The organism is Mesorhizobium sp. P170090 (assembly GCF_057786115.1).
The window spans coordinates 5882889-5903442 of sequence record NZ_JBYNWH010000001.1; the positions used below are offsets into that span (position 1 = coordinate 5882889).

16 protein-coding genes are annotated in these 20554 nt (G+C 62.0%); 7 read left to right on the plus strand and 9 right to left on the minus strand.

The features are described from left to right. The first annotated feature begins 581 nt into the window (after positions 1 to 581). On the plus strand, positions 582 to 1622 hold the full coding sequence (locus tag AC3EML_RS28415) for a glucosamine inositolphosphorylceramide transferase family protein (protein ID WP_023686303.1): 1041 nt from the start codon (positions 582 to 584) through the stop codon (positions 1620 to 1622). A gap of 42 nt (positions 1623 to 1664) precedes the next feature. Here AC3EML_RS28415 and AC3EML_RS28420 read toward each other — a convergent pair whose 3' ends face one another. Then, the gene (locus AC3EML_RS28420) at positions 1665 to 2768 is read right to left on the minus strand and encodes an acyltransferase family protein (RefSeq protein WP_352521384.1); all 1104 of its coding nucleotides are present in this window, start codon (positions 2766 to 2768) and stop codon (positions 1665 to 1667) included. Between the two features lie 381 nt (positions 2769 to 3149). Between AC3EML_RS28420 and AC3EML_RS28425 the strand changes: the two genes are divergently transcribed. The 5 genes from AC3EML_RS28425 to AC3EML_RS28445 all read left to right on the plus strand — a co-directional run bounded on the left by AC3EML_RS28425 (position 3150) and on the right by AC3EML_RS28445 (position 9348). Beyond that, positions 3150 to 4412, plus strand: coding sequence for a VpsF family polysaccharide biosynthesis protein (locus AC3EML_RS28425; RefSeq protein WP_352521385.1), 1263 nt, complete (start codon positions 3150 to 3152; stop codon positions 4410 to 4412). 219 nt (positions 4413 to 4631) lie between these two features. Continuing rightward, positions 4632 to 6230: a GumC family protein gene (locus AC3EML_RS28430; RefSeq protein WP_352521386.1), complete on the plus strand. Its 1599-nt coding sequence runs from the start codon at positions 4632 to 4634 to the stop codon at positions 6228 to 6230. A gap of 1 nt (position 6231) precedes the next feature. Continuing rightward, on the plus strand, positions 6232 to 7338 hold the full coding sequence (locus tag AC3EML_RS28435; RefSeq protein ID WP_352521387.1) for a glycosyltransferase: 1107 nt from the start codon (positions 6232 to 6234) through the stop codon (positions 7336 to 7338). Positions 7339 to 7507: 169 nt separating this feature from the next. Further along, entirely contained in the window at positions 7508 to 8236 is a 729-nt protein-coding gene (locus AC3EML_RS28440; RefSeq protein WP_023671791.1) for a N5-glutamine methyltransferase family protein, read from the plus strand. Beyond that, entirely contained in the window at positions 8233 to 9348 is a 1116-nt protein-coding gene (locus AC3EML_RS28445; protein WP_023671790.1) for a hypothetical protein, read from the plus strand. The genes AC3EML_RS28440 and AC3EML_RS28445 overlap by 4 nt, the downstream gene beginning before the upstream one ends. A 134-nt stretch (positions 9349 to 9482) precedes the next feature. Here the strand turns inward: AC3EML_RS28445 and nadE are convergent, their stop codons facing one another. Genes nadE through asnB form a run of 4 tightly spaced genes read right to left on the minus strand, consistent with a single transcriptional unit; the run spans position 9483 to position 14278 of the window. Next, positions 9483 to 10487 (minus strand): NAD(+) synthase, encoded by a 1005-nt coding sequence (gene nadE / locus AC3EML_RS28450; protein WP_023751291.1) that lies wholly within the window; start codon positions 10485 to 10487, stop codon positions 9483 to 9485. Further along, positions 10484 to 12031 carry a class I adenylate-forming enzyme family protein gene (locus tag AC3EML_RS28455; RefSeq protein ID WP_023683447.1) on the minus strand — a complete coding sequence of 516 codons (1548 nt, stop codon included), beginning with the start codon at positions 12029 to 12031 and terminating at the stop codon, positions 10484 to 10486. The genes nadE and AC3EML_RS28455 overlap by 4 nt, the downstream gene beginning before the upstream one ends. Positions 12032 to 12054: 23 nt before the next feature. After that, complete coding sequence (locus AC3EML_RS28460; RefSeq protein ID WP_023671787.1) at positions 12055 to 12318, minus strand: acyl carrier protein; 264 nt, start codon at positions 12316 to 12318, stop codon at positions 12055 to 12057. A gap of 22 nt (positions 12319 to 12340) precedes the next feature. Then, a complete protein-coding gene (asnB, locus tag AC3EML_RS28465) occupies positions 12341 to 14278 on the minus strand; it encodes an asparagine synthase (glutamine-hydrolyzing) (RefSeq protein WP_488505360.1) in 1938 nt (645 codons plus the stop codon). A 628-nt stretch (positions 14279 to 14906) separates the two neighbouring features. On the opposite strand from asnB, the gene AC3EML_RS28470 reads away from it, so the two are divergent. Next, positions 14907 to 15776 carry a hypothetical protein gene (locus AC3EML_RS28470; RefSeq protein WP_023683449.1) on the plus strand — a complete coding sequence of 290 codons (870 nt, stop codon included), beginning with the start codon at positions 14907 to 14909 and terminating at the stop codon, positions 15774 to 15776. A 207-nt stretch (positions 15777 to 15983) separates the two neighbouring features. Here AC3EML_RS28470 and amaB read toward each other — a convergent pair whose 3' ends face one another. From amaB to AC3EML_RS28490, 4 genes are all read right to left on the minus strand, one after another. Beyond that, positions 15984 to 17498: an L-piperidine-6-carboxylate dehydrogenase gene (amaB, locus tag AC3EML_RS28475; RefSeq protein WP_023671784.1), complete on the minus strand. Its 1515-nt coding sequence runs from the start codon at positions 17496 to 17498 to the stop codon at positions 15984 to 15986. A gap of 175 nt (positions 17499 to 17673) precedes the next feature. Continuing rightward, positions 17674 to 18948: an RNA polymerase sigma factor gene (locus AC3EML_RS28480; RefSeq protein WP_023683451.1), complete on the minus strand. Its 1275-nt coding sequence runs from the start codon at positions 18946 to 18948 to the stop codon at positions 17674 to 17676. After that, positions 18945 to 19319: a YciI family protein gene (locus AC3EML_RS28485; protein WP_023671781.1), complete on the minus strand. Its 375-nt coding sequence runs from the start codon at positions 19317 to 19319 to the stop codon at positions 18945 to 18947. The genes AC3EML_RS28480 and AC3EML_RS28485 overlap by 4 nt, the downstream gene beginning before the upstream one ends. Before the next feature lie 82 nt (positions 19320 to 19401). Then, a complete protein-coding gene (locus AC3EML_RS28490; protein ID WP_352521388.1) occupies positions 19402 to 20502 on the minus strand; it encodes a DNA topoisomerase IB in 1101 nt (366 codons plus the stop codon). Between the last annotated feature and the right edge of the window lie 52 nt (positions 20503 to 20554).

Sequence of the window (20554 nt, forward strand, 5' to 3'; positions counted from 1 at the left end):
CGCCCGGCTGACATGTGCTTTCAGCCTAACAATAGCGCCCTGAACCGCCTTCGTATTCAAAAAAATTAACGTATGATTAACGCTAGAGTCCGCAGCCCCCCTTGGGCAACCCTTGCCAGGAACTGTGGGGAAAGATACCAGAGCAAAGCCATTTTTTGCTTTAACGAGAATAACTTGGGTTGACTAATATTTTAATCATCGGCCACGCCGTCGCATCCCGGCGCTGGGAAAATGAGCTTTTCATGCGGTTGGGTGCGGCAGGTTATGTGGTCTCGAGTTGCCACGCGCCGGCGCCGGCGCCAACCGCTCGGGGGCTGGACACTGTCTTGGCGATCGAGAGCCGGCGTTTCGGTCCCTCGCTGGCGGGCCGGTCCGAGCCGTTGCCGCCCATCGATCGCGGCCCTCCGGACCTCGTCATAGATCTCACTGCCAGCGCAACGGGGCAAGACGCGCCAGTCCTGAGGCTCGAATTTTGCGGTCGCAACAGCTTTCCAGCCGGCGTTGCCGCAATGTTGGCGAGCGGACAATTGCCTGAACTTGGCGCTCGCCTCGATGGCGTTGTCGTGGCCCAGGCTAGACCGATGCTGGCAGACAGGCTCTGGCTATCTCGAAGCTGCAACGACCTGCTCGCCGGCGCCATGTCGCTGATCATGCAAACCGTCGCCCGCTTCTTTGCGGGCAAGCTTGTGCCGGTAAGCGACAACCCGGTGCCGATCCTGAAGAACGACAGTTTTGTTCGACACTATGTGCCCTTTTTCGGCAGGGCTTTGATCGATCGCGCCGTGCAAAAAATCAGGCGGGGACGACGCCCCTTCTATTGGCAGGTTGCCTATCGGGTGATCGACGGACCAGGCATCGCCGAAACCGGGCAACTCGACGGCAAACCGTTCACAGTCCTGCCGGACGATGGCCAACGCTTCTATGCCGACCCGTTCGTCTTCGAGGCCGACCGCCGCCATCATCTGTTTGTCGAGGAATTCCCCTACGCGACGAGTCGCGGCGTGATTTCCGTCGCCGAGCTCGGTGACGATGGCACTTTCGGTGTTCCAAGGGTTGTATTGGAGGAAGCGCACCACCTGTCTTATCCGCAGGTGTTCGCACACGATGGCGAGATTTTCATGATCCCCGAAAGTGGTTCGGCTCGCGAACTTGTGCTCTATCGCGCCGCGCAGTTTCCCGACCGCTGGGTCCGCGACACGGTGCTGATGGCGGACAGGGATTTCAACGACGCGACGCTGCTCGAATCCGACGGTCGCTTCTGGCTGGTTGGAACGGAGCGGTTCGGCTACGGCAGCGCGTCGGACACGATGGCGGTCTATTGCGCACCCTCGCTGCGCGGGCCATGGGTCGCCCATCCGCTCAATCCCATTGCCGTCGATCATTCGGCCACCCGGCCGGGCGGCGCCTTTATCCGCCACGACGATGCCCTGGTGCTGCCGGTGCAGAACGGATCGAGGGCCTATGGCGGTGGTCTGGGGCTGATGCGGCTTGAGCGACTCGACGCGTCCGATGTCCGTTTTGCCTCGCCCCGGCCGATCGGCGCGGGTCCGGCATGGGCACGCACGGGCATTCATACGCTTAACCGCGCCGGCAATGTCGAGGTCGTGGACAGCGCGGGCTGACTGAAGCGCTGAAAGCCGTGACCGTCCCGTTGCTTGGCCTGCTTATTTGTTCTCCGTGGCAATATGAGGAAGCGGTGTGTTTCTCGTCTTCCTTTTGCCGTTCAGGGTCTGAAGAATCGGCTTCTCGATCATCTCGTAAATCACCAGACTGACGAGGCAGGCTGCCACGATGCTGACCACCGACACCAACAATACCGTTGTCGGATGCTCGTATCCGACGGTGCGTCTGGCCAGGTACGCCACAGCGCCGATCACGAAGATATGCGACAGATAAAGCGCGTAGGAAGCGTCGCCCAACTGCTCGAGAAGGCTCCAGTGCTTGTGTTTCGGCTCCAGAATGAGGCTGAGATGAAGCAGGCCCGCCGCCCACATTGCTTGTCCCGCGAAGCTGATCTGACCCAAGAGCGGCGTACCGTCATCGACGAATGAAAGCACCACGCCTGCAGCGGTCATTACGCCGAATATCCAGGCATGGCGTATGTCGGAAGTGAAATCACCGTCCAAATAGCGCCGCCCTATCCACATGCCGATGACGAATGCCACCGGAGAAGGGTTGAGATAGAACTGGATAACAGGGTTGGTGGGAGCCAGCCACAGCCCGGCTATCCACATCGCAATGAAAAAGACCGTCAGCACAAATACGCGCGAGGTCACGGACAGGAATGCGAACACCGCAAAAGCGATATAGAAAAATACCTCGTAATTGAGCGTCCAGCCGAGTGAGAGAATTGGACTCGCGCTATCCCGTCCAGGCGCTTCGTGAACAATGAAGAGGAGCGACTGAAGATAGTGGGGCCATGTAAAGACGGTCTTCTGGAAGAGACTTGGCGCGAGCGCCGCCAGAACCGCGGCGAGGCTGGTGAAAAGCCAGTAAAGGGGGATGATCCGGATTGCGCGGCGTTTCAGGAAGGTGGCAGCGGAAAACGGACCATCTCCCGTAATATGGACCATTATGAAACCGCTGATGACAAAGAACAGAACGACGCCCAGGCGGCCCGCCGTCACAATAATCAGATTGTCCACGCCAATCTGATAGGAAAAGGCGTGTGCGAACAGAACCAGCAAGGCGGCGCAGGCGCGAAGATACTGAATCGAATAGAATTTCTTCACCTTGATCTCCTGCGCTTTGCCGGCGCCTGATGCCATTGTGCCGTCCACAGGCAGCGCGTCGGGCGCCGTGCAAAGCATCGCCATCAATACGACCGGCCAATTAAGTGTGAGTTACCGACTTCATGAATAGCGTAAATTCGGCTGCCGATGCATGTCGCGCAACAAGTGCATTGCGTGCATTCGTTCCCTCTCGGCGCACTTTGGTGAGATTTCAATGAGCGGTGTCCGGCTTTTCGACAAAGCTGACATGTGGCGGCCCATGCCGGGCATCGCCACTGTTAAGATCGGGTTATCCATATTCCTTTACGTTCGTGCAGGAAAATGTACCCGGGGGTGCGTTCGTCCCCTGCCATCTCAATCGCAAGCCGCAACGCTGGTCAGATAATCGTGAGTGTCACCCCCACAGAGCAACAGTTCGTGACCGCGCAGGCCAGCCGCCAAGACGCCCTCACACTCCTGTTCTTTCTCCTCGCGGCCTTCGCTTTCCTGCTCCGCTCGACCATCTCTCCGCAATTGATGAATATGGTGATGTCCTATTCGACGGAGGGAGGGTCGTTTCCCGAAAAGCTGCATATCGGGACCTATGCGATCTTTCTGCTGCTTGTCGTCATCGCCACGACCCGGCCAATTCGGCTCGAAGGCGATGAAGTCAGGCTGTTCAAGGCGACATTGTTATATTCGCTGCTGCTGTTGTGGCTGGTGCCTTATCTCTTCGTGATAGGCCGTGCCGGCTCGGCCGGCTTCATAATCGATTCCTATCTGGTCTCTTGTGCCGCGGCGATGATCATGCTTGCCCTGGGTGACCATGTGCGCAGGGCGCTTGGCAATGTCATCGTCGGCATGATTGTCCTCAGCGCCATCATCGGAACGATCGAGGCCGTCACCCAGCATCGATTCCTGCCCTATCCCCTCGTTGAGCTGGACTTTCGGCCGATCGGACTGTCGGCCCATCCGCTGGCGCTGGGCGCGCTTTGCACCACCGCCATAGGTTTCGTTGCATTGACGCGGTGGCGCATCTGGGTGTGTGCGCTTTGCATCTTCATTCTCTTCATCGGCACGGCCGCTTCGGGCGCGCGCACCGCCCTGCTGCTCGCTTGCGGCGAGATCCTGTTCCTGCTCGTGTTCCTGCCTTGGCCGGACTTGTCACCCAGACATCAACGCCAGGCCAAACTCCTGGTGCTGATGCTGACGCTGGCCGGTGGCGCCATAATGATTGCGATACTCTTTTCGGCGGGGCTGCTGAACCGCTTCAGCAACACGCTCTTTGATCAAAATTACGACGCGCGCGTCAAGATCTACGATGTATTCAAGTTTGTTGAATGGAGGGACATCCTGCTTGGCATGAATCCCAACGAGTTGTTGAAGATCGTCAACGAAAAGCTCAACCTCCCCTTCATCGAAAGCACGCCGGTCGTTCTTACGCTTTTGTTCGGCCTGCCGATCGCCCTGCTCTTCGCCTTTGCTTTCTTCCGGTTCCTTTTCAAGCTCCTGCGCAATACGCCTCGGGCCGCCCATATCGCAGCGGCCGCGTCCATTCTCGCGGCATTGTCAAACAATGCCCTTTCTTCGAAGGCGCCGGATATCATGCTGCTCGTCATCTTGTTGCTCGCTTATCGAAAGCCGGATGGGCGCCAAACCGGCACGCCCCTTCAAGGCCAACCAGCATCAACATCGACATGACGCCAAAGCCCGTTCCTTGTGGGTGCCCTCGCAACGACCTCTTGTATTTCCATTTGAAACGCCTGCACGCTTTGCCAGGCTACGACGGGCGTGGCAGAATACCGACGAAGGGTGGATAGATCGCTGTTCCGGAACGCGCCTGACACGCCTGGAAAATGAAATGTTAACGATGTTTCCGTAAAGCAGGCTGTGCGTATTGAATATTAAAGGGTTAGCATGATGTCCGCCGCTTCCGGTCCTCCTCCAACCGCGGCCGCCGCCGGCATTAGCCCCTATGAACGGATCGAAAATGCGCGGCGCGCCAGCAGGCCAAAGCCGCAACAAACCGCGCCGATCGTGGCACATGCGGCGGCACCCGCTGTAACGTCGGCCCCTGTAACGTCGGCCCCTGTGTCGCCTGCACCCGTGGCGCCGCCTGTAGCCGAGCCCGTCACGACGGTGACGCTCAACAAGATCGGAACCTTTCTCGAACTCGATTTCGGGCGTCTGTTTGTCTGGCTGCGCGCCGGCCTTGCTCTGGTATGCCTGCTGGCAATCGCCGGCGGGATCATCGGCGGTGCCTACGCTCTGCTGAGCAAGCAGCGCTACACCGTGACCACGGACATCCTCATCAATCCCGCCAATCTTCAGGTTGTTCCGAACGATCTTTACCCGCAATCGGCCCAGGTCGATGGACAGCTGCTCAGCGCGCGCAGCAAAGAGCGCATCTTGACCTCGGGCAGCGTGCTTTCACGTGTTGTAGACGATCTTGACCTGGCCAGTGACCCTGAGTTCTTCGACGCGGACCGAAGCCGCACAGGGACGGACGGCGCCAAACCCGATCCAAAGCTTACCGCCCTGAAGAACCTGGCGGAACGGGTTAGCAGCATCGCGGATGAAAAGTCGTTTGTCACGACCTTGATGGTATCGGCGGAAACCCCCGCTAAGGCGATCCTGATTTCGCAGGATATCGTCAAGACTTTCCAGGAAGAGCTGGCCAGCGCCGAGGCTTCCGGCGCCAGCCGTGCCGCGGCCGCGCTGGACGGGCGGCTGGGCCAGCTCAAGAGCGATGTGCAGGCGGCCGAAGAGAAGGTCGAGGCCTATAGGCGCAGCCACAATCTGGCCACCAGCAATGGGCAGCTTGTTTCCTCGCAAACCATGACCCAGCTCAACGGCCAGATCGTGGAGACGCAATCGCGCGTCATCGCCGCGCAGGCAAGTTACGACGCCCTGCTTGCCGCCGGCGCAAACGGCACCAATTCCGGTCCCGCCACGTCGGAGGCGCTTGTGGCGCTGCGCTCAACGGCCAACGGCCTGCGCCAGCAGATCGATTCGCAGTCGATGACCTTTGGCCCCCGTCATCCGTCGATCGTCAGGCTGAAGACGGAGTACAACACGGTCAGCGCGCAACTCAGCGCCGAATACGCGCGCACCCTGCGCCTGGCGAAGGTCAATCTCGATGCCGCCAAAACCTCGTCGGCCTCCCTCAATGCCAAGATGAATGACTTGAAGGGCAACGTGTTCTCGGATAGCGATTCCGAGGTCGCCTTGCGTGAGCTTGAACGTGACGCCGCGTCGAAGACGGCTATCTATGAGAGCTTCCTGTCGCGGGCACGCCAGATAACCGAGCGCGAACAGATCGACAGCACCAATGTGCAGGTGATTTCCACCGCAGTGCCGCCAAAGGGCCGTTCATGGCCCCCGCGCACCGTCGTGATGATCGGCCTGGGGGCAATTGGCGGCATGATCCTTGGCATGTTGCTCGCCATTACCCTGGGTATCGTGCGCGACATGCGTCTTCCGCCGAACCGCCCGGACGTCATTGCCAGCCGCGCCTGAAATGGCGAAGCGGATTGTCTTTCACATTGCCAGCCTCAGGGGCGGTGGCGCCGAGCGTGTATTCGTCCTGATGGCGAATGAACTGGCATCGCGCGGCCACAACGTCACGCTTTTTACCTGGAACGCGCAGGGGCCCAATGCCGCCCTGCTTTCGCCTGCCGTACATCTGGTCGATTTCGGCCTCCTCATTCGCGGCGAGGGTTATGGCAAGTGGGCGACACTGAAAGGTATCGTGAGAAGCGCGGGCCTGCTTGGCCGCCTTTCTCCCGACGCGATCTACAGCGCCCCGGAATTCGCCAATCTGGTCGTGGCGCTGGCGCTTTCCCTCGCGCGAAGCAGGGCGCGGTTCTTCCCGAGTTTCCACGCCGCCGCCTCACTGCCTTCCGGCAGCCTTGGCGCGAAAATGGCGGTCTGGCTTTCGGCCCTGGTTGCGGCCCGCGCCACCAGGGCCATCGCGGTTTCTGAGGGTGTCGGCGGCGATCTTGTGGCCCGAGGCTTCCCGAAATCCAAGGTCGTGGTCATCAACAACCCGCTGCCGCCGGTTGCGGCATCCCAGCAACGCTCCTACGCCTGGCAGGCAGAGCTCGCGGCGCTGGGCGACGGCCCCGTCATCATCACCGCCGGACGCCTGGTGCCGGTTAAGGATCATTGGACGTTGCTGCGGGCCTTCGCTATGCTGCGCGCCGGCCGCCGGGCTCGGCTTGTCATCTTCGGCGAGGGTCCGCTGGCCGACGAGCTGCGCGCCTATGCCGAAGAATCCGGTATCGGCGCAGACGTTCTGTTTGCGGGCTATGTCAATGATCCGGCGGCGTGCTACGCGGTAGCTGACTTGTTCGTCCTATCATCGACCAGCGAGGGCTTCGGCAATGTTCTGGTCGAGGCCATGGCAGCGGGGATTCCGGTGGTCTCCACGGACGCGCCGCACGGCCCGCGCGAAATACTTGATGACGGCCGCTTCGGCGCCCTGGTGCCGGTCGGCGATGCCGCGGCCCTGGCAGTGGCGATGGCCGGAATGCTCGACCAGCCGACAACCGCCGCGATCCTGAAAAGCAGGGCGGCGGATTTCGAAATTGAAAAGATCGGAGACCGGTACGAGGCGTTGCTCTGAATTAGCGCATGGATCGGCTTGCGGCGGCACAGGAATTCGCCATTGATGGGACAGGACGCCGCCAACATAGGCCGGTTACTCCCAATCCAATCATGATCTTTAACATCAATTTACCCGGAGTTGGTAACAACAGGGAACCCGCGTTTTATCCTCAGGATAGGGATTTTCCTTGCCGCAGCATCACAGCCTTCCTGCCGGCCGTGCAAACGATCGCAATTGGCCGCGATTGCACCGCTTCATGCGGGTTGAGCTGGAACTCGCGCCTGACGTCCTGGTGCCGCGAGCCGAAACGGAACTGCTTGGCCGGACGGCCGCGGCCATTCTTGGCGAACAGGCGCACGAAACGATCCTGATCGACATGTGCTGCGGCAGCGGCAATCTTGCCGTGGGCATCGTCAGCGAATGTCCTCGGGCTCGGGCATGGGCGGCGGACCTGACCGACAGCACGGTTTCGCTTGCCCGCCGCAATGTTGTGCGCCTCGCCCTGCAGGACAGGATCAAGGTCCGGCAAGGCGACCTATTTGCCGCGATCGAGGGTGACGGCCTCCGCGGCGCTGCCGACATGGTTGTGTGCAACCCGCCCTATATTTCCTCATCCCGTCTCGATAGCGAAAGCGCGCATCTGTTGGAGAACGAACCTCGGGAAGCTTTCGACGGCGGCCCTTACGGTATTTCGATCCTCCAAAGGCTGGTCCGGGATGCCGCAGCTTTCCTCAAGCCAGGCGGATGGCTGCTATTTGAGTTCGGCGAAGGTCAAGATCGGCAGATAGCAACCCTTTTATCGAGAACGAAATCCTACGAAACCCCAACCTTTGCCGTGACGGCCGACGGCCAGCCCCGTGTCGCCATGGCGCGCAAACATGGTGGCCGGGTTCCCGGAACCGGGAGCCCGGCGTGAGCGTCGTCCGCGCCCTCGATCAGGCCGACCTTGCGGCCGTCGCGGGCATGTTTCAACGCATGCTGCGCAAGAAGCGGGGGCCAGCGCCGGCCTCCCTCGTCGATTACATGAGGCGGTTTTATCTGGACGCACCCGACTGGGGCAGCGGGCTCCGTTCGCTTGTCCATGTCAATGACGCCGGCCAGGTTTCCGGGTTCGTCGGCGTTCATGCGCTGCCAATGAAATTCAACGGCCGGCAGCTCTACGCTGCCATCTGCAGCTCGCTGATGGTCGAGGATCACGAGACCGATCCGATGGCCGGTGCCCGCCTGTTGAAGGCCTTCCTCGATGGTCCGCAGGACATCTCCTTCAGCGAAACCGCCAATGATACGTCCGTGAAACTGTGGACGCGGCTTCGCGGCGTTGTGCTGCCGCAATACAGCCTTGACTGGGTTCGCGTGATGCGGCCGGCGACCTTCATGCTCAGCCTTTTTGCCAATCACATGAAGCTTGCCTGGATGTTCAACCCGCTCGCCCGGATCGTCGACCGGCTCTACCTTCGCAAAATGAAGGGCAGTCAACGACGCTGGACCGGCGTCGTCGCCAACGCATCGAGCCGGGGGGCATTTCGGGCCTCCGAGATCGACAGCGGCAGCTTTGCGGGGCTGCTGGAGCCGCTTTGCGCCCAATTTCCGCTACGTCCGCAGTGGGCGGAAGGTCAGCTCAACCATATTCTGGGCGATGCGGCGCAAAAGCCGGATTTCGGAGAGCTTGTCTACGTGTCGGTGGCATCGCCGAACGGCGCCAATGTCGGCGCTTTCGCCTATTACGCGCGACCGGACGGGATCGGCCGCGTGCTGCAGGTCCTCGCTCTTCCCGGCCAGGCCGGGCCGGTGATCGATTGCCTGGTCGAGCATGCCGCCCGGCGCGGTGTCTCCGGCTTGCGCGGCCGCGTCCAGCCCGCGCTTCTGGACGCCATGCTTGTAAGACGCATAGCCTTCATACCGGTCGCCTCGACCGTCGTGCATTCACGCGATCCCGAGCTTCTCGATGCCATGAAGAACGCGCAGGTCTTTCTGAACGGGCTTGCGGGCGAGCAGTGGAGCCAGTTGATCGGCGGCCGCTTCACCTGAAGCGTTCCGCCTACAGCAATTCCAGGAAAGGGTGCGCGGCTTTCCGTCCGGAATTGCGTAAAGACAAGAGCTTAGTATTTCTTTCATGCATGTCGTATCGCAAGACCGGATCACTTTTGCTCGATATGCATAGGTCAGGAGCCGACTTCGTCCACGCCGTCAACGAGCTGCGGGCGCAGGTGCAGATAGCGCGTTGCCTTTCGCTTGGCGGCGATGTCGGCCCAGACGCGTTCGATCTGTGAGGCGGTCAATCCCGCCGCTTGCCCTACCACCTCGGCGGACACGCCGTTGTTGAGGCCGTAGAGACACAGATCCATCCGATCGTAAGGCAGGGAGAAGTAGAATTCTTCCTGCGTCTGCGCCAGCGAGTAGGTGTCGGTGGTCGGCGGCCGGTTGCGGACCTCTTCCGGAATGCCGAGATAGGCGGCTAGCGCATAGACCTGCGTCTTGTAGAGATGCGCGATCGGCTTGACGTCGGCGGCGCCGTCGCCGTTCTTGACGAAGAACCCCTGGTCGTATTCCAGCCGGTTCGGTGTGCCGAGCACGGCGAAGTTCAGCCGGTCGGCATGATAATATTCGAGCTGCTTGCGGGTGCGCTGCTTCATGTTGGTGGCGGCAACGATGCCGAGATAGACAGCCACCGGCATCCGCAATTTCGTCTGCTTGCCTTGCGGGTCCTGCACCACCAGCGACGAGATGTTGTAGCCCTCGCCTTCGAGCACGTTCGCGATCACGATCTTCGAGGCCCAGCCCTTGCCATAGTCCGGGACCAATTCGCGGATGAAGGCGTCGCGGCGTTCATAGCAGCCCATTGCCCGCAGGGTCGGCCCGATATCCTCCACAACGGCCTCGACGCCGAAAGTGTCGGCGACCAGATGGCCGAGCCGCAGGCTTTCGGGGTCGGAATCGCTTTCCGGCATGAGGACGCACAGCACATTCTGGTGGCCGACGGCCCGCGCGGCCAATGCAGCCGAAACGCTGGAATCTACACCGCCCGAAAGACCGAGCACGAGTCCGCGCTTGCGAATGCCGCGCAACTGCTCGCGCAGGGCCGCCACGATCCTGTCCGTTTCGGCGGCGGGATCGATGGCCAGGGCTTGCGTGAAGGCCGGCGCATCCTGGGTTGAGCCGATGTTCATTGCTCGGCCTCCATCATCTCAGCCGCGAGCCGGCGGCTGACCTTGCCCGACTCCGTCTTCGGTAATTCGCTCCGGAACTCTATGATTTTGGGGACCATGAAATCCTCCAGGTGGCGCGCGCAGTGACGAATGATGTCCTTTCCGCCAAGCGCCGGATCGGACCGCACGACGAGCGCGCCAATCGCATGCCCCAGCACCGGATCCGGCACGCCGACGACCACCGCTTCCGCGATACCTGGATGGGCGTGGAGCACGGCCTCCACTTCCTTGGGGGCGACCTTCTCGCCACGCGTCTTGATGATGTCGTCCTTACGCCCGACAAAATAGAGAAAGCCGTCCTCGTCGGTCTGGAACAGGTCGCCCGTATAGAGCACCTTTTCCCAAGGGTTAGGCCCCGGCCGGAGCGCTCGTTCCGTCGCGGCCTTGTTGCGCCAATAGCCCTGCATCACGTGCGGACCGCGGATGACTAGCTCACCTGCCACGCCCGCCGGCACGCGTTGTCCAAGGTCGTCGACGACAAAGGCTTCCGTGTTGGGGATGGCTATGCCGACCGACCCTGGCCGGCGGTCAAGTTCCTCGGGTGGCAAATAGGTGCAGCGCTTGCATTCGGTCAGCCCATACATCGAATAGATCCGGACGCCGGGCAGCAGCGAGCGCAGGCGTTCTATGTGGGCTGGCGGCAAGGCGGCCGCGGTGTTGGAAATATAGCGGAGGCTGGGCAGGAAACCCGGCGCCAGATCACGCATCTGCAGGATCATCGCCGCCATGGTAGGCACCAGCGGAAGGCCGGTGACGCCCTCTTTGCGGATGCGTTCGAAGATCTCGTGCGGGAAGGCGAAGGACTTCTCGAGCACCAGCGTGGCCCCGAGCCTGACTGCCATCAGCAACTGGTAGAGGCCATAGTCGAAGGCAAGCGGGAGGACGTTCAGGATGATGTCGTCCGGCGCGTTGCGCAGATAGGTGGCGATCGACCCCGCGGCGGCGTCGCAATTGCGATGCGTCATCATCACACCCTTGGGCCGGCCGGTCGAACCTGACGTGTAGATCAGCATCGCAAGGTCGACGTCGATGCCGCGATGGTTTACCTCCGCGCCATCGAACGTCAGGCAGTCAGTCAGGGACGCGGCCCCTGCCGGGCATTGCCCGTCGGCCCCAGGGGTGGAAGCCACGAAGATGCCGGGCTTGCCTTGCGATGCGCAGGCTTCGGTGACCACGGGCATCAGCTTCGCCTGCGTCAGGACCGCCCTGGCGTCGCAATCGGCGATGACGTAACCGAGCTTGTCGGCCTTTGTGGAGGGGTTGATCGGACTGAAGGTCGCACCTGCCTTGAGTGCGGCAAAGATCGATACGGCGGCCTCCCAGCAATTGTCCATGAAGATCAGAACGCGGTCGTCGCGCCTGATCCCATTCATGAAGAGAGCGGTGGCCAGCCGGCTCGAAAGGTCGTCGAGTTCTTCGTAGCTCAGCCTTTTGCCCTTGGTGACCAATGCCGTCTTGGCCGGGTGGGCAGCAGCCTTCGCCACCAGAAAATGCTCGATCCGCACGGGACGTTCCTCGCCGTTGGCGCTTACGCTGCCAGCGTTTGTGCTCTCGCCTCGATGAAGGACGAGATGCGGTCAAGCGAGTCCAGGTTGGCCGGAACGATGTCGGCATCCACCATCGCGATGCCGAAATTGTCCTCGATGAAGGCCACCAGCTCAAGTACCGCAGTCGAGTCGATAATGTCGTTCTCGATCAGCGAGGCTGAATCCGACAGTTTGTAGGAGGTGTCGCCGAACAGGAAGTTGTCGACGATAAAGCTTCTGACCCTGTCCTTGATTGCCGTCATCATGTCTTTCCTTTTCCTCGCCGTCTCAGGCCGCTCTTGCCGCGCCGGCCGCTTGGCCGGCGAAATTCTTCTGCCACAGCTGCGTCGACAGAATGCCGACGAAGGCGGCGTTGTCGCGAAATCCGGTCGCGGTCTCAATGCGGCATTTCTCGTGGAGCTTGGCCACCGCCTTGGCGTTGAACAGGCCGCCGGCGGTAATGCTCGCCTCGCCCAGGCAGTCACGAACATAGTCTAGTTCCTCCGCCCCGACGAAGGAGCGGGCCTCCGGGGCGCGGTAAGGTTGCTTGGTGCGTTTACCGATCGCCGCCGGAAGGTGGTGCCTGGCCACCTTGCGCAATATGTGCTTCTCCATCAAGCCTTTCAGTTTCATCTCCGGCGGAAGTCTTGCCGCGAACTCTACCACGCGATGATCCAGGAAAGGAAACCGCCCTTCGATGCCGTGCGCCATGGCCATCCGATCGCCTTGGCTGGAGAGGATGTAGCCGGGCAGGAGGAAGCGGGTTTCGAGATATTGCGCCTGATGCAGCGGATGCCATAGGGAAAACGCCTCGGGTAGGCGGCTGGTCAGCTCTTCAGCTGCGTCATAACCCTTCAACGTCGCGCGCAGGTCGCCGGAAAAGAAGATTTTCGCCGCCGCCGTGGTCTTGAAGCGTGGCCGATGCGAGAACAGCGGATCGTCGAGGGCAGCGTTGCTGGTGCCGAAGAAGGCAGCCAGATACTCCACCGATTGCTGTTGCAGGCCCGGCAGATACGGGTAAAGCCGGCGGAACAGCTGCGGCCTTATGCGCGATGTGGGCTGCCGCCCGCAGAACCGGCGGACACGCGCCTCCTTGAAGACGTCGTAACCGGCGAAGACCTCGTCGGCGCCTTCACCCGTCAGCACCACCTTCAGGCCGGCCTGGCGAACCAGGGCGGACAATTTGTAGAGTGGCGCTGGCGCCGTGCGGATGATCGGCCGCTCGGCAAAGCGGATGACGTCAGGAAAGACGCTGGCGATATCGCGGGCGCCGCATTCTATGGCGTGGTGGCGCGTGCCGAGCGCCGAGGCCATTTCGGTCTGAAAGGCGCTTTCGTCATGCTCGGCGCTGTCGAAGGTTACGGAAAATGTCTCCAGTCTCCGAGGAGTCATGCCGGCGGCAAGCGCCGAAACGAGCGACGAATTGAGCCCTCCGGAAAGATAGGAACCGACCGGCACGTCGGCCCGCATGCGAAGCCTCACCGCATCGGTCAGAAGGGCTTGCAATTCCTCTGCCGCGTGGTCCTCGTTCGTGATCTTCGACGGCTCATCACGATGCGGATAGTCCAGGTGCCAGTACCGTCTGACCGTGACCTGCCCCTGCGTCGCGATCATCACACTTGCCGGTTCCAACTCGTGGATATTGCGGAACGCCGTGCGCGGAGCGATCGGCGCCCACAGCGTAAAGATCTGATCCAGCGCAATCGGATCAATTTCAGCGGAGACGCCCGGGACCTTCAACAGAGCTTTGATCTCCGAGGCAAAGTAAAGCACCCCGTCCTTACTTGTGTAGAAGAGCGGCCGGACACCCATCCGGTCTCGTGCAAGCACCATTCGTCGCTGCCGATTGTCCCATATCGCCAAGGCGAAATCACCGTTCAGGAGAGACAAGCAGTGTTCGCCCATCTCCTCATAGAGCTGAAGGATGACCTCTGTGTCGCTCGACGTCCGAAAGTGTCGGCCCTTGGCGATCAGCCCTTCGCGCAGTTCTATGTAGTTGAAAATCTCGCCGTTGAACGCAATCGTCAAATTGCCGGCCTCGTCGGACATCGGTTGCTGGCCGTCTCCGATGCCGATCACCGACAGCCGCGCATGCCCGAGCCCGGCATCGGGTGCTACGAATTTCCCTTGCTCATCCGGCCCACGATGGGCAATTGCGGCTACCATGTGCGTGAGCAAAGCTTCCGCATCCCGGATTGACCCGAAATAACCCCCGAATCCACACATCCCTTGAACTCATATTGAACGCTAAGGTACGGAACATAACCTCGATAGTGGCATCTGAGGTTAATCCGATAATTTCACCGAGCATGTGGTTAACAAGAAGTTTGCCACGATGTGGTCTCCCGTGGCTAGGACACGATGGCTCTCCATCACCTCGCGTTGCGTGTGTGGAAAACAATTTTGAGGCCGAGCCCTTCCAGGGCGTGCGGCCGTAATAGCCGGAACGATAGCCCAGGCGCTCCAACGTGGCGAACCGCCCTGGATACAAACGGACCGCGCGCAACGTGCTGGCGATCTTGAGGCAAATTCAACCGCAGGCTGCCGGGCTGACTATTATTGCGGTAGGTTTTTCAACGGTTGCAATGGCTTAGCGTTTTCCGACACGCCCTAGGCGCGAACGGACCAGAGCGTTTCCAAAAAAGTGTGACACGGTTTTCTCTGCAGAAGCGCGCGGCGCTTCTCAAGCAATTTGCCTCGAAATCAAGAGATGACGGGGGTTTCAACGTGTCTGTGGAACGGTTGATCGCTCTAGGCCTTTTGTCCGGGTTGGCATGGCTGGACGCGGGCGGCTAAGGCTGGAAATGTGATTGCACGTCTTCGCTGCCGGGGGGCTGGCCGGAGGACGAGGAGGATGGCGCTGAATTTCGAATATATTGCCGGCCATCCGGCGCTGCACCGTCATGTCGAGGCGCAGTCGAAGGCGCTGCTGCATATCTATGAAACGAGCCCACGCTTGGCCGCCGTATTCGCCACGCAACAGCGCTGGCTGCTGGCTCACACCGGCCTAGCCCTGCATTTCGCCCGCGACCCGCGCGATCCCCGCACGGAACTGACACTGGCCCGCTTCATCGATGCAGTGCTTCACTATTCCGTCGCCAGCCGCAACACGGCTGAAGCCTTCATCAAGGAGATGCTGCACTATCACATCATCGAATACCTGCCGCACACCGGTGATGGACGAGCCCATCCCTTTCAGGTGACGGCAGCGACGCTGAAGGAATTCGATGGCTGGGTGGTTGCGCATCTGCGCACGCTCGACGGTCTCGACAGCGGCAACCGCCTCGCCGCGTTTCTCGAGCAGCACGGCATGATTGCCAGGCTGCAGCCGATGGTGGCGGAAGGCCTGCTCTCCTCCAACCCTGTGCGTGAGCCCAAGCAGACGTTTTCGCTGTTCATCTGGCTCAACAATGGCGGCATCGTCATGGATTGGCTGATGTCCGGCATCGATCCCGACAATGCCGCCCTCGACCGGATCCCGACCAGCGTGGTTTCGATCGGCGAATTCGCCAGTTGGCTAAAACTCTCGCGCACCCATCTTGCGCGCAAATTGCGCGACGCCGAAAAGCTCGGCAGCGTCGGCTGGCTGGGCCGGCGCGGGCATTCCGTAATGTGGGTCTCGAACAGCTTCTACCAGGAATACATGACCGTGCAGGCCGCCAAACTTGCCGTCATCGATGCCGCGTTCGAAGCCTGCCGACCGGCGTCGCCGCACGCTGGCTGAACGTTCGGCGCAGACGCTGTTGCGCAGCCGATCGTGCCGACCGCGAGGACCCGTCCGGGCGCATGGCCGAGGTGGCCTTTCCGCCGTCGGGATACGGACATCTGGACAGCGGGGGCGAAGCCTTAAAGCGGAACGATCCGCGCGAGCGGCAGCGATCCGCCCGACGGGTTCGGGTGGATCAACTGGTCAAAAGCCGGGCGCAGCATCTCAATCGATGTCGAATGACACGCCCTGCGCCAGCGGCAGCGCCTTGGAATAGTTCACCGTGTTGGTGGCGCGGCGCATATAGGCCTTCCAGGCATCGGAGCCGCTCTCGCGCCCGCCGCCGGTTTCCTTCTCGCCGCCGAACGCGCCGCCGATCTCGGCGCCCGACGTGCCGATGTTGACGTTGGCGATGCCGCAATCCGAACCATCGACGCCGAGGAAGCGCTCGGATTCCTGCAGGTCGCGGGTGAAGATCGACGACGACAGTCCGGCGCCGACCGCATTGTGCTCGTCGAGCACGGCATCGAAATCGGAATATTTCATCACGTAGAGGATCGGCGCGAAGGTTTCTTCGGTGACGGGAGCCACCTGCTTCGGCATTTCGACCAGCGCCGGATGCACGTAATAGGCATCGGGATGGCCATTCTCGACCCGCGAACCGCCGGTCAGCTTGCCACCGTGAGCGGTGGCTTCCTTGAGCGCCTTCTGCATGGCGTCGAAGGCCGCCTTGTCGATCAGCGGCCCGACGAGCGAAGACGTCTCCAGCGGATTGCCGACCGAGACGCTCTCATAGGCCTTCTTCAGCCGCGGCAGCAGCGCGTCATAGACGCTGTCATGCACGAACAGGCGCCGCAGCGTCGTGCAGCGCTGGCCGGCGGTGCCCATGGCGCCAAAGGCGATGGCGCGCAGCGCCATGTCGAGATCGGCGGTCGGGCAGACGATGCCGGCATTGTTGCCGCCGAGTTCGAGCACGGCGCGGGCAAAGCGCTTGGCCAGACGCGGGCCGACATCCCGGCCCATGCGGGTCGAGCCGGTGGCCGAAACCAGCGCCACCTTCGGGTGGTCGACCAGGATCTCGCCGACGGAGCGGTCGCCAATCAGCACCGGTGCCAGGCCCTGCGGCGCATCCGCGCCGAAGCGCTTGACCGCGCCGGCAAAAATCGCCTCGCAGGCGAGCGCCGTCAGCGGCGTCTTTTCCGAGGGCTTCCACACCACGGCATCGCCGCAGACCAGCGCCAGCGCCGCGTTCCACGACCACACCGCGACCGGGAAGTTGAAGGCCGAAATGACGCCGACGACGCCGAGCGGATGCCAGGTCTCCATCATGCGATGTCCCGGACGCTCGGTGGCGATGGTCAGACCGTAGAGCTGGCGGGAAAGGCCGACGGCGAAATCGCAGATGTCGATCATTTCCTGGACTTCGCCGAGGCCTTCCGACGGGATCTTGCCGACCTCGATCGACACCAGCCGGCCAAGCTCGGTTTTGTGCGCGCGCAACTCCTCGCCGAGCAGCCGCACCAGTTCGCCGCGCCGGGGACCCGGCACCATCCGCCAGGCCTGGAACGCCGTGTGCGCGGCATCGATGGTCTTGGCCGCATCGGCCGGCGAAATCGTCTTCAGCGCCGCGATCTGTTCACCCGTCACCGGGCTGCGCACGACGAGGTCGCCGCCGGTCAGCGCGTCCTTGGCCACACCCAGTTTCGCCAGAAGTTCGGCCGTTTCCTTCGCTATCGTCATTTTTATCCCTTTCAGATCCGCTCGCCGTCATAGGGCGGCGGTCGAGCCTTGGCGCCATTATCGCCCGCATGCCGCAGGCGCTGTCATGGCGTGCCATTACTCGTTTCAGGGGAAAATCGCCACCCCGGCATGGTCCAAGCCGGGATTGCACGATTGAGCCAGAGGAGAAACAGGCTTAGTGCGCTGTCTTCGCCGGCGCCTTCACGGCTCCGTCTCGCATCAGCCGGTCGATATGCATGCGGATATGGGCGGCTTCCGCTGCCGTGTTGGCCAACGCAATGGCGCGATCGAAGGCGACACGCGCCTCTTCGCCACGGCCGAGCTGCATCAACAGACCGCCCTTGAGGCCGAAGAAGTGGAAATAGCCGGACAGCCTCTCGCCAAGCGGCTCGATCATGGCAAGGGCAGCTTCCGGCCCGCGCACCTTGGCGACCGCAACCGCACGGTTCAGCGTCACCACCGGCGAAGGTTGCATCGCCTCCAGCAGGCTGTAGAGCAGGTCGATCTCTGTCCAGTCGGTCTCCTCGGGGGTTGCCGCCCGCGCATGAAGGGCGGCGATCGCCGCCTGCACCTGGTAGGGTCCGGGCTTCTGGTGGCGCAGGGCCTTGTCGACCAGCGCCAGGCCTTCGTCGATCATCTTGCGGCTCCACAGCGAGCGGTCCTGGTCGTCGAGCAGCACGATCTCGCCATTCTCGTCGAAGCGGGCCGGCGCGCGCGCATGCTGCAGCAAAAGCAATGCCGTCAGGCCCATGATCTCCGGCTCGGTCTGGAACAGCCGCAGCAACAGGCGCGCCAGCCGGATCGCCTCCTCGCAAAGCGGCGCACGCGCCGGCGCCTCGCCGCTGTTGGTGGAATAACCTTCGTTGAAGATCAGATAGACCATGGCGGCAACGGCGCCGAGCCGCTCCGAGCGCTCGACCGCGCCGGGCGTCTCGAACGGCACGCCGGCATCGGCAATGCGCGCCTTGGCGCGCGTGATGCGCTGTTCCATGGCGCTTTCGCCGACCAGGAACGCACGCGCGATCTGCTTGACGGTGAGACCGGAGACGATGCGCAGCGCCACCGCGATCTGCTGCGTAGGCGGCAGATCCGGATGGCAGCAGATGAACAAGAGCCGCAATATGTCATCGCGGTAGTGCGCGCCGTCCAGCCGTTCGGCGATATCGCTCTCGGCATCTTCCAGGTCCGAGATCTGGTCCTCTTCCGGCATCGGCGCCTGCTTGGCGCGCTTGCGCACCGCGTCGATGCCGGTGTTGCGGCCGACAAAGATCAGCCAGGCCGCAGGATCGCGCGGCGGCCCGTTCTGCGGCCAGTTCTTGAGTGCCCTCAGGCACGCGTCCTGGAAAGCTTCCTCCGCCGTATCGAGATTGCGGAAATAGCGCAGCAGCGCACCCATAGCCTGCGGGCGGGCAGCGCTGATCGCCGAGCTTATCCAGGCGAGGTCTGTCATGTGGCTACTCTGGTTGGGTTGAAGACGGAAACCGGTCGGATCTCATAGGATCCGCCGCTGGGATTGACCTCGGAAAGCTCGCGCGCGAAGTCGACGGCTTCGTCGAGATCGGCGCATTCCAGCGTGTAGAAGCCGAGGAACTGTTCCTTGGTCTCGGCAAACGGGCCGTCGATGACGACCGATTCGCCCTTGACCTTGCGCAGCGTCGTCGCGGCGGTGGTGGGCAAAAGCCGCGCCACCGGCCCAAGCCGGCCGGCTTGAGCGTATTTTTCCTGCACATGCATGAGCTTTGCCATGACCTCGTCATCCTGTGCCTTGCTCCAGGAGGAGACGACATCTTCGGAGGCATAGCAGAGGATAGCGTAGAGCATGGGACGTCCTTTTCTGTCTCAAAGGACGAAACAGTAGGGCCTATGCCGACATGGCGTCGACAAAAAAGTTACGCCATTTTTGTCAGCCTTCGCTTGCCTTCAACCATCTCAGCACAAGAGCCTCTTCATCATCGAGACCGTCTATCGATCGCTTGCGCTTGTTGGCCTCGGTCATTTCGCTAAGCAGCCGCCCTTCCACCCAGGCTTCGAAAACCTGTGGATGGATGTAGCATTTGCGGCAGACGGCGCGTGTGTTGCCGAGCCGCTCGGCCACCTTGTCGATGACGGCGTTCATTACACGCTTGGTCTGCGCCTGGCTTTCGGGAAGCTCCGTCCGCGCAAACAGCGACGCGGCATGGATGGTGCCGCCCCAGGTGCGGAAATGCTTGGAGCTGAAATTGGCGCCGATCGCGTCGCGGATATAGCGGTTGACATCGTCGGAGCGCACTCCATGCCTTTCGCCATCCTCGTCGAGATATTGGAACAGTTGCTGCCCCGGAATATCCTGCGCGCCGCGCACGACCCGGGCGATGCGGCGGTCGACCAGCTTCAATTTCCATTCCTTGCCGGACTTGCCCTTGAAGGCAAAGCGCAGGCTCGATCCCTTGATGTCGACGTGGCGGTCGCGTAGCGTCGTCAGCCCAAAGCTCTTGTTGTCGCGGGCATAGGCGGCATTGCCGACCCGGATCATCGTGTTGTCGAGCAGCCAGACAATTGCCGCCACGACGCGCTCGGCCGGCAGGCCACGGCGGCGCAGATCGGCATCGATCCGGCGGCGCAGCTCCGGCAGGCTTTCGGCAAAGGCGACAAGGCTGGAGTATTTGGCGCCGTCGCGCTCGGCGGCCCACAGCGGATGGTAGCGGTACTGTTTGCGCCCGCGCTGGTCGCGGCCGGTCGCCTGGATGTGGCCGGCGGGATCGGGCGAGATCCACACATCCGTCCATGCCGGCGGAATGGCCAGCGCCTTGATGCGGGCAATGGCTGCCGCGCCGACGGCCTGTCCTTTCGCGCCCTTGTAGGAAAAGCCTTCGCCCGCCTTCAGGCGCCGGATCCCCGGCTCGCTGTCGCTGATATAGGTGAGCGAGGCCTGTTCGGCAGTGGTCTGCGCGCCGTTCTTCGGCGCTCCATCGTCCCCCCGTCCGGCAGCCGACCGGCCGGATGGCGTCCCAGATTTGTCAAGCATGCCCGCTCCACGAAATTTTTCTCGTAGATAAGCGCCAGGCCGACTGCTGGTT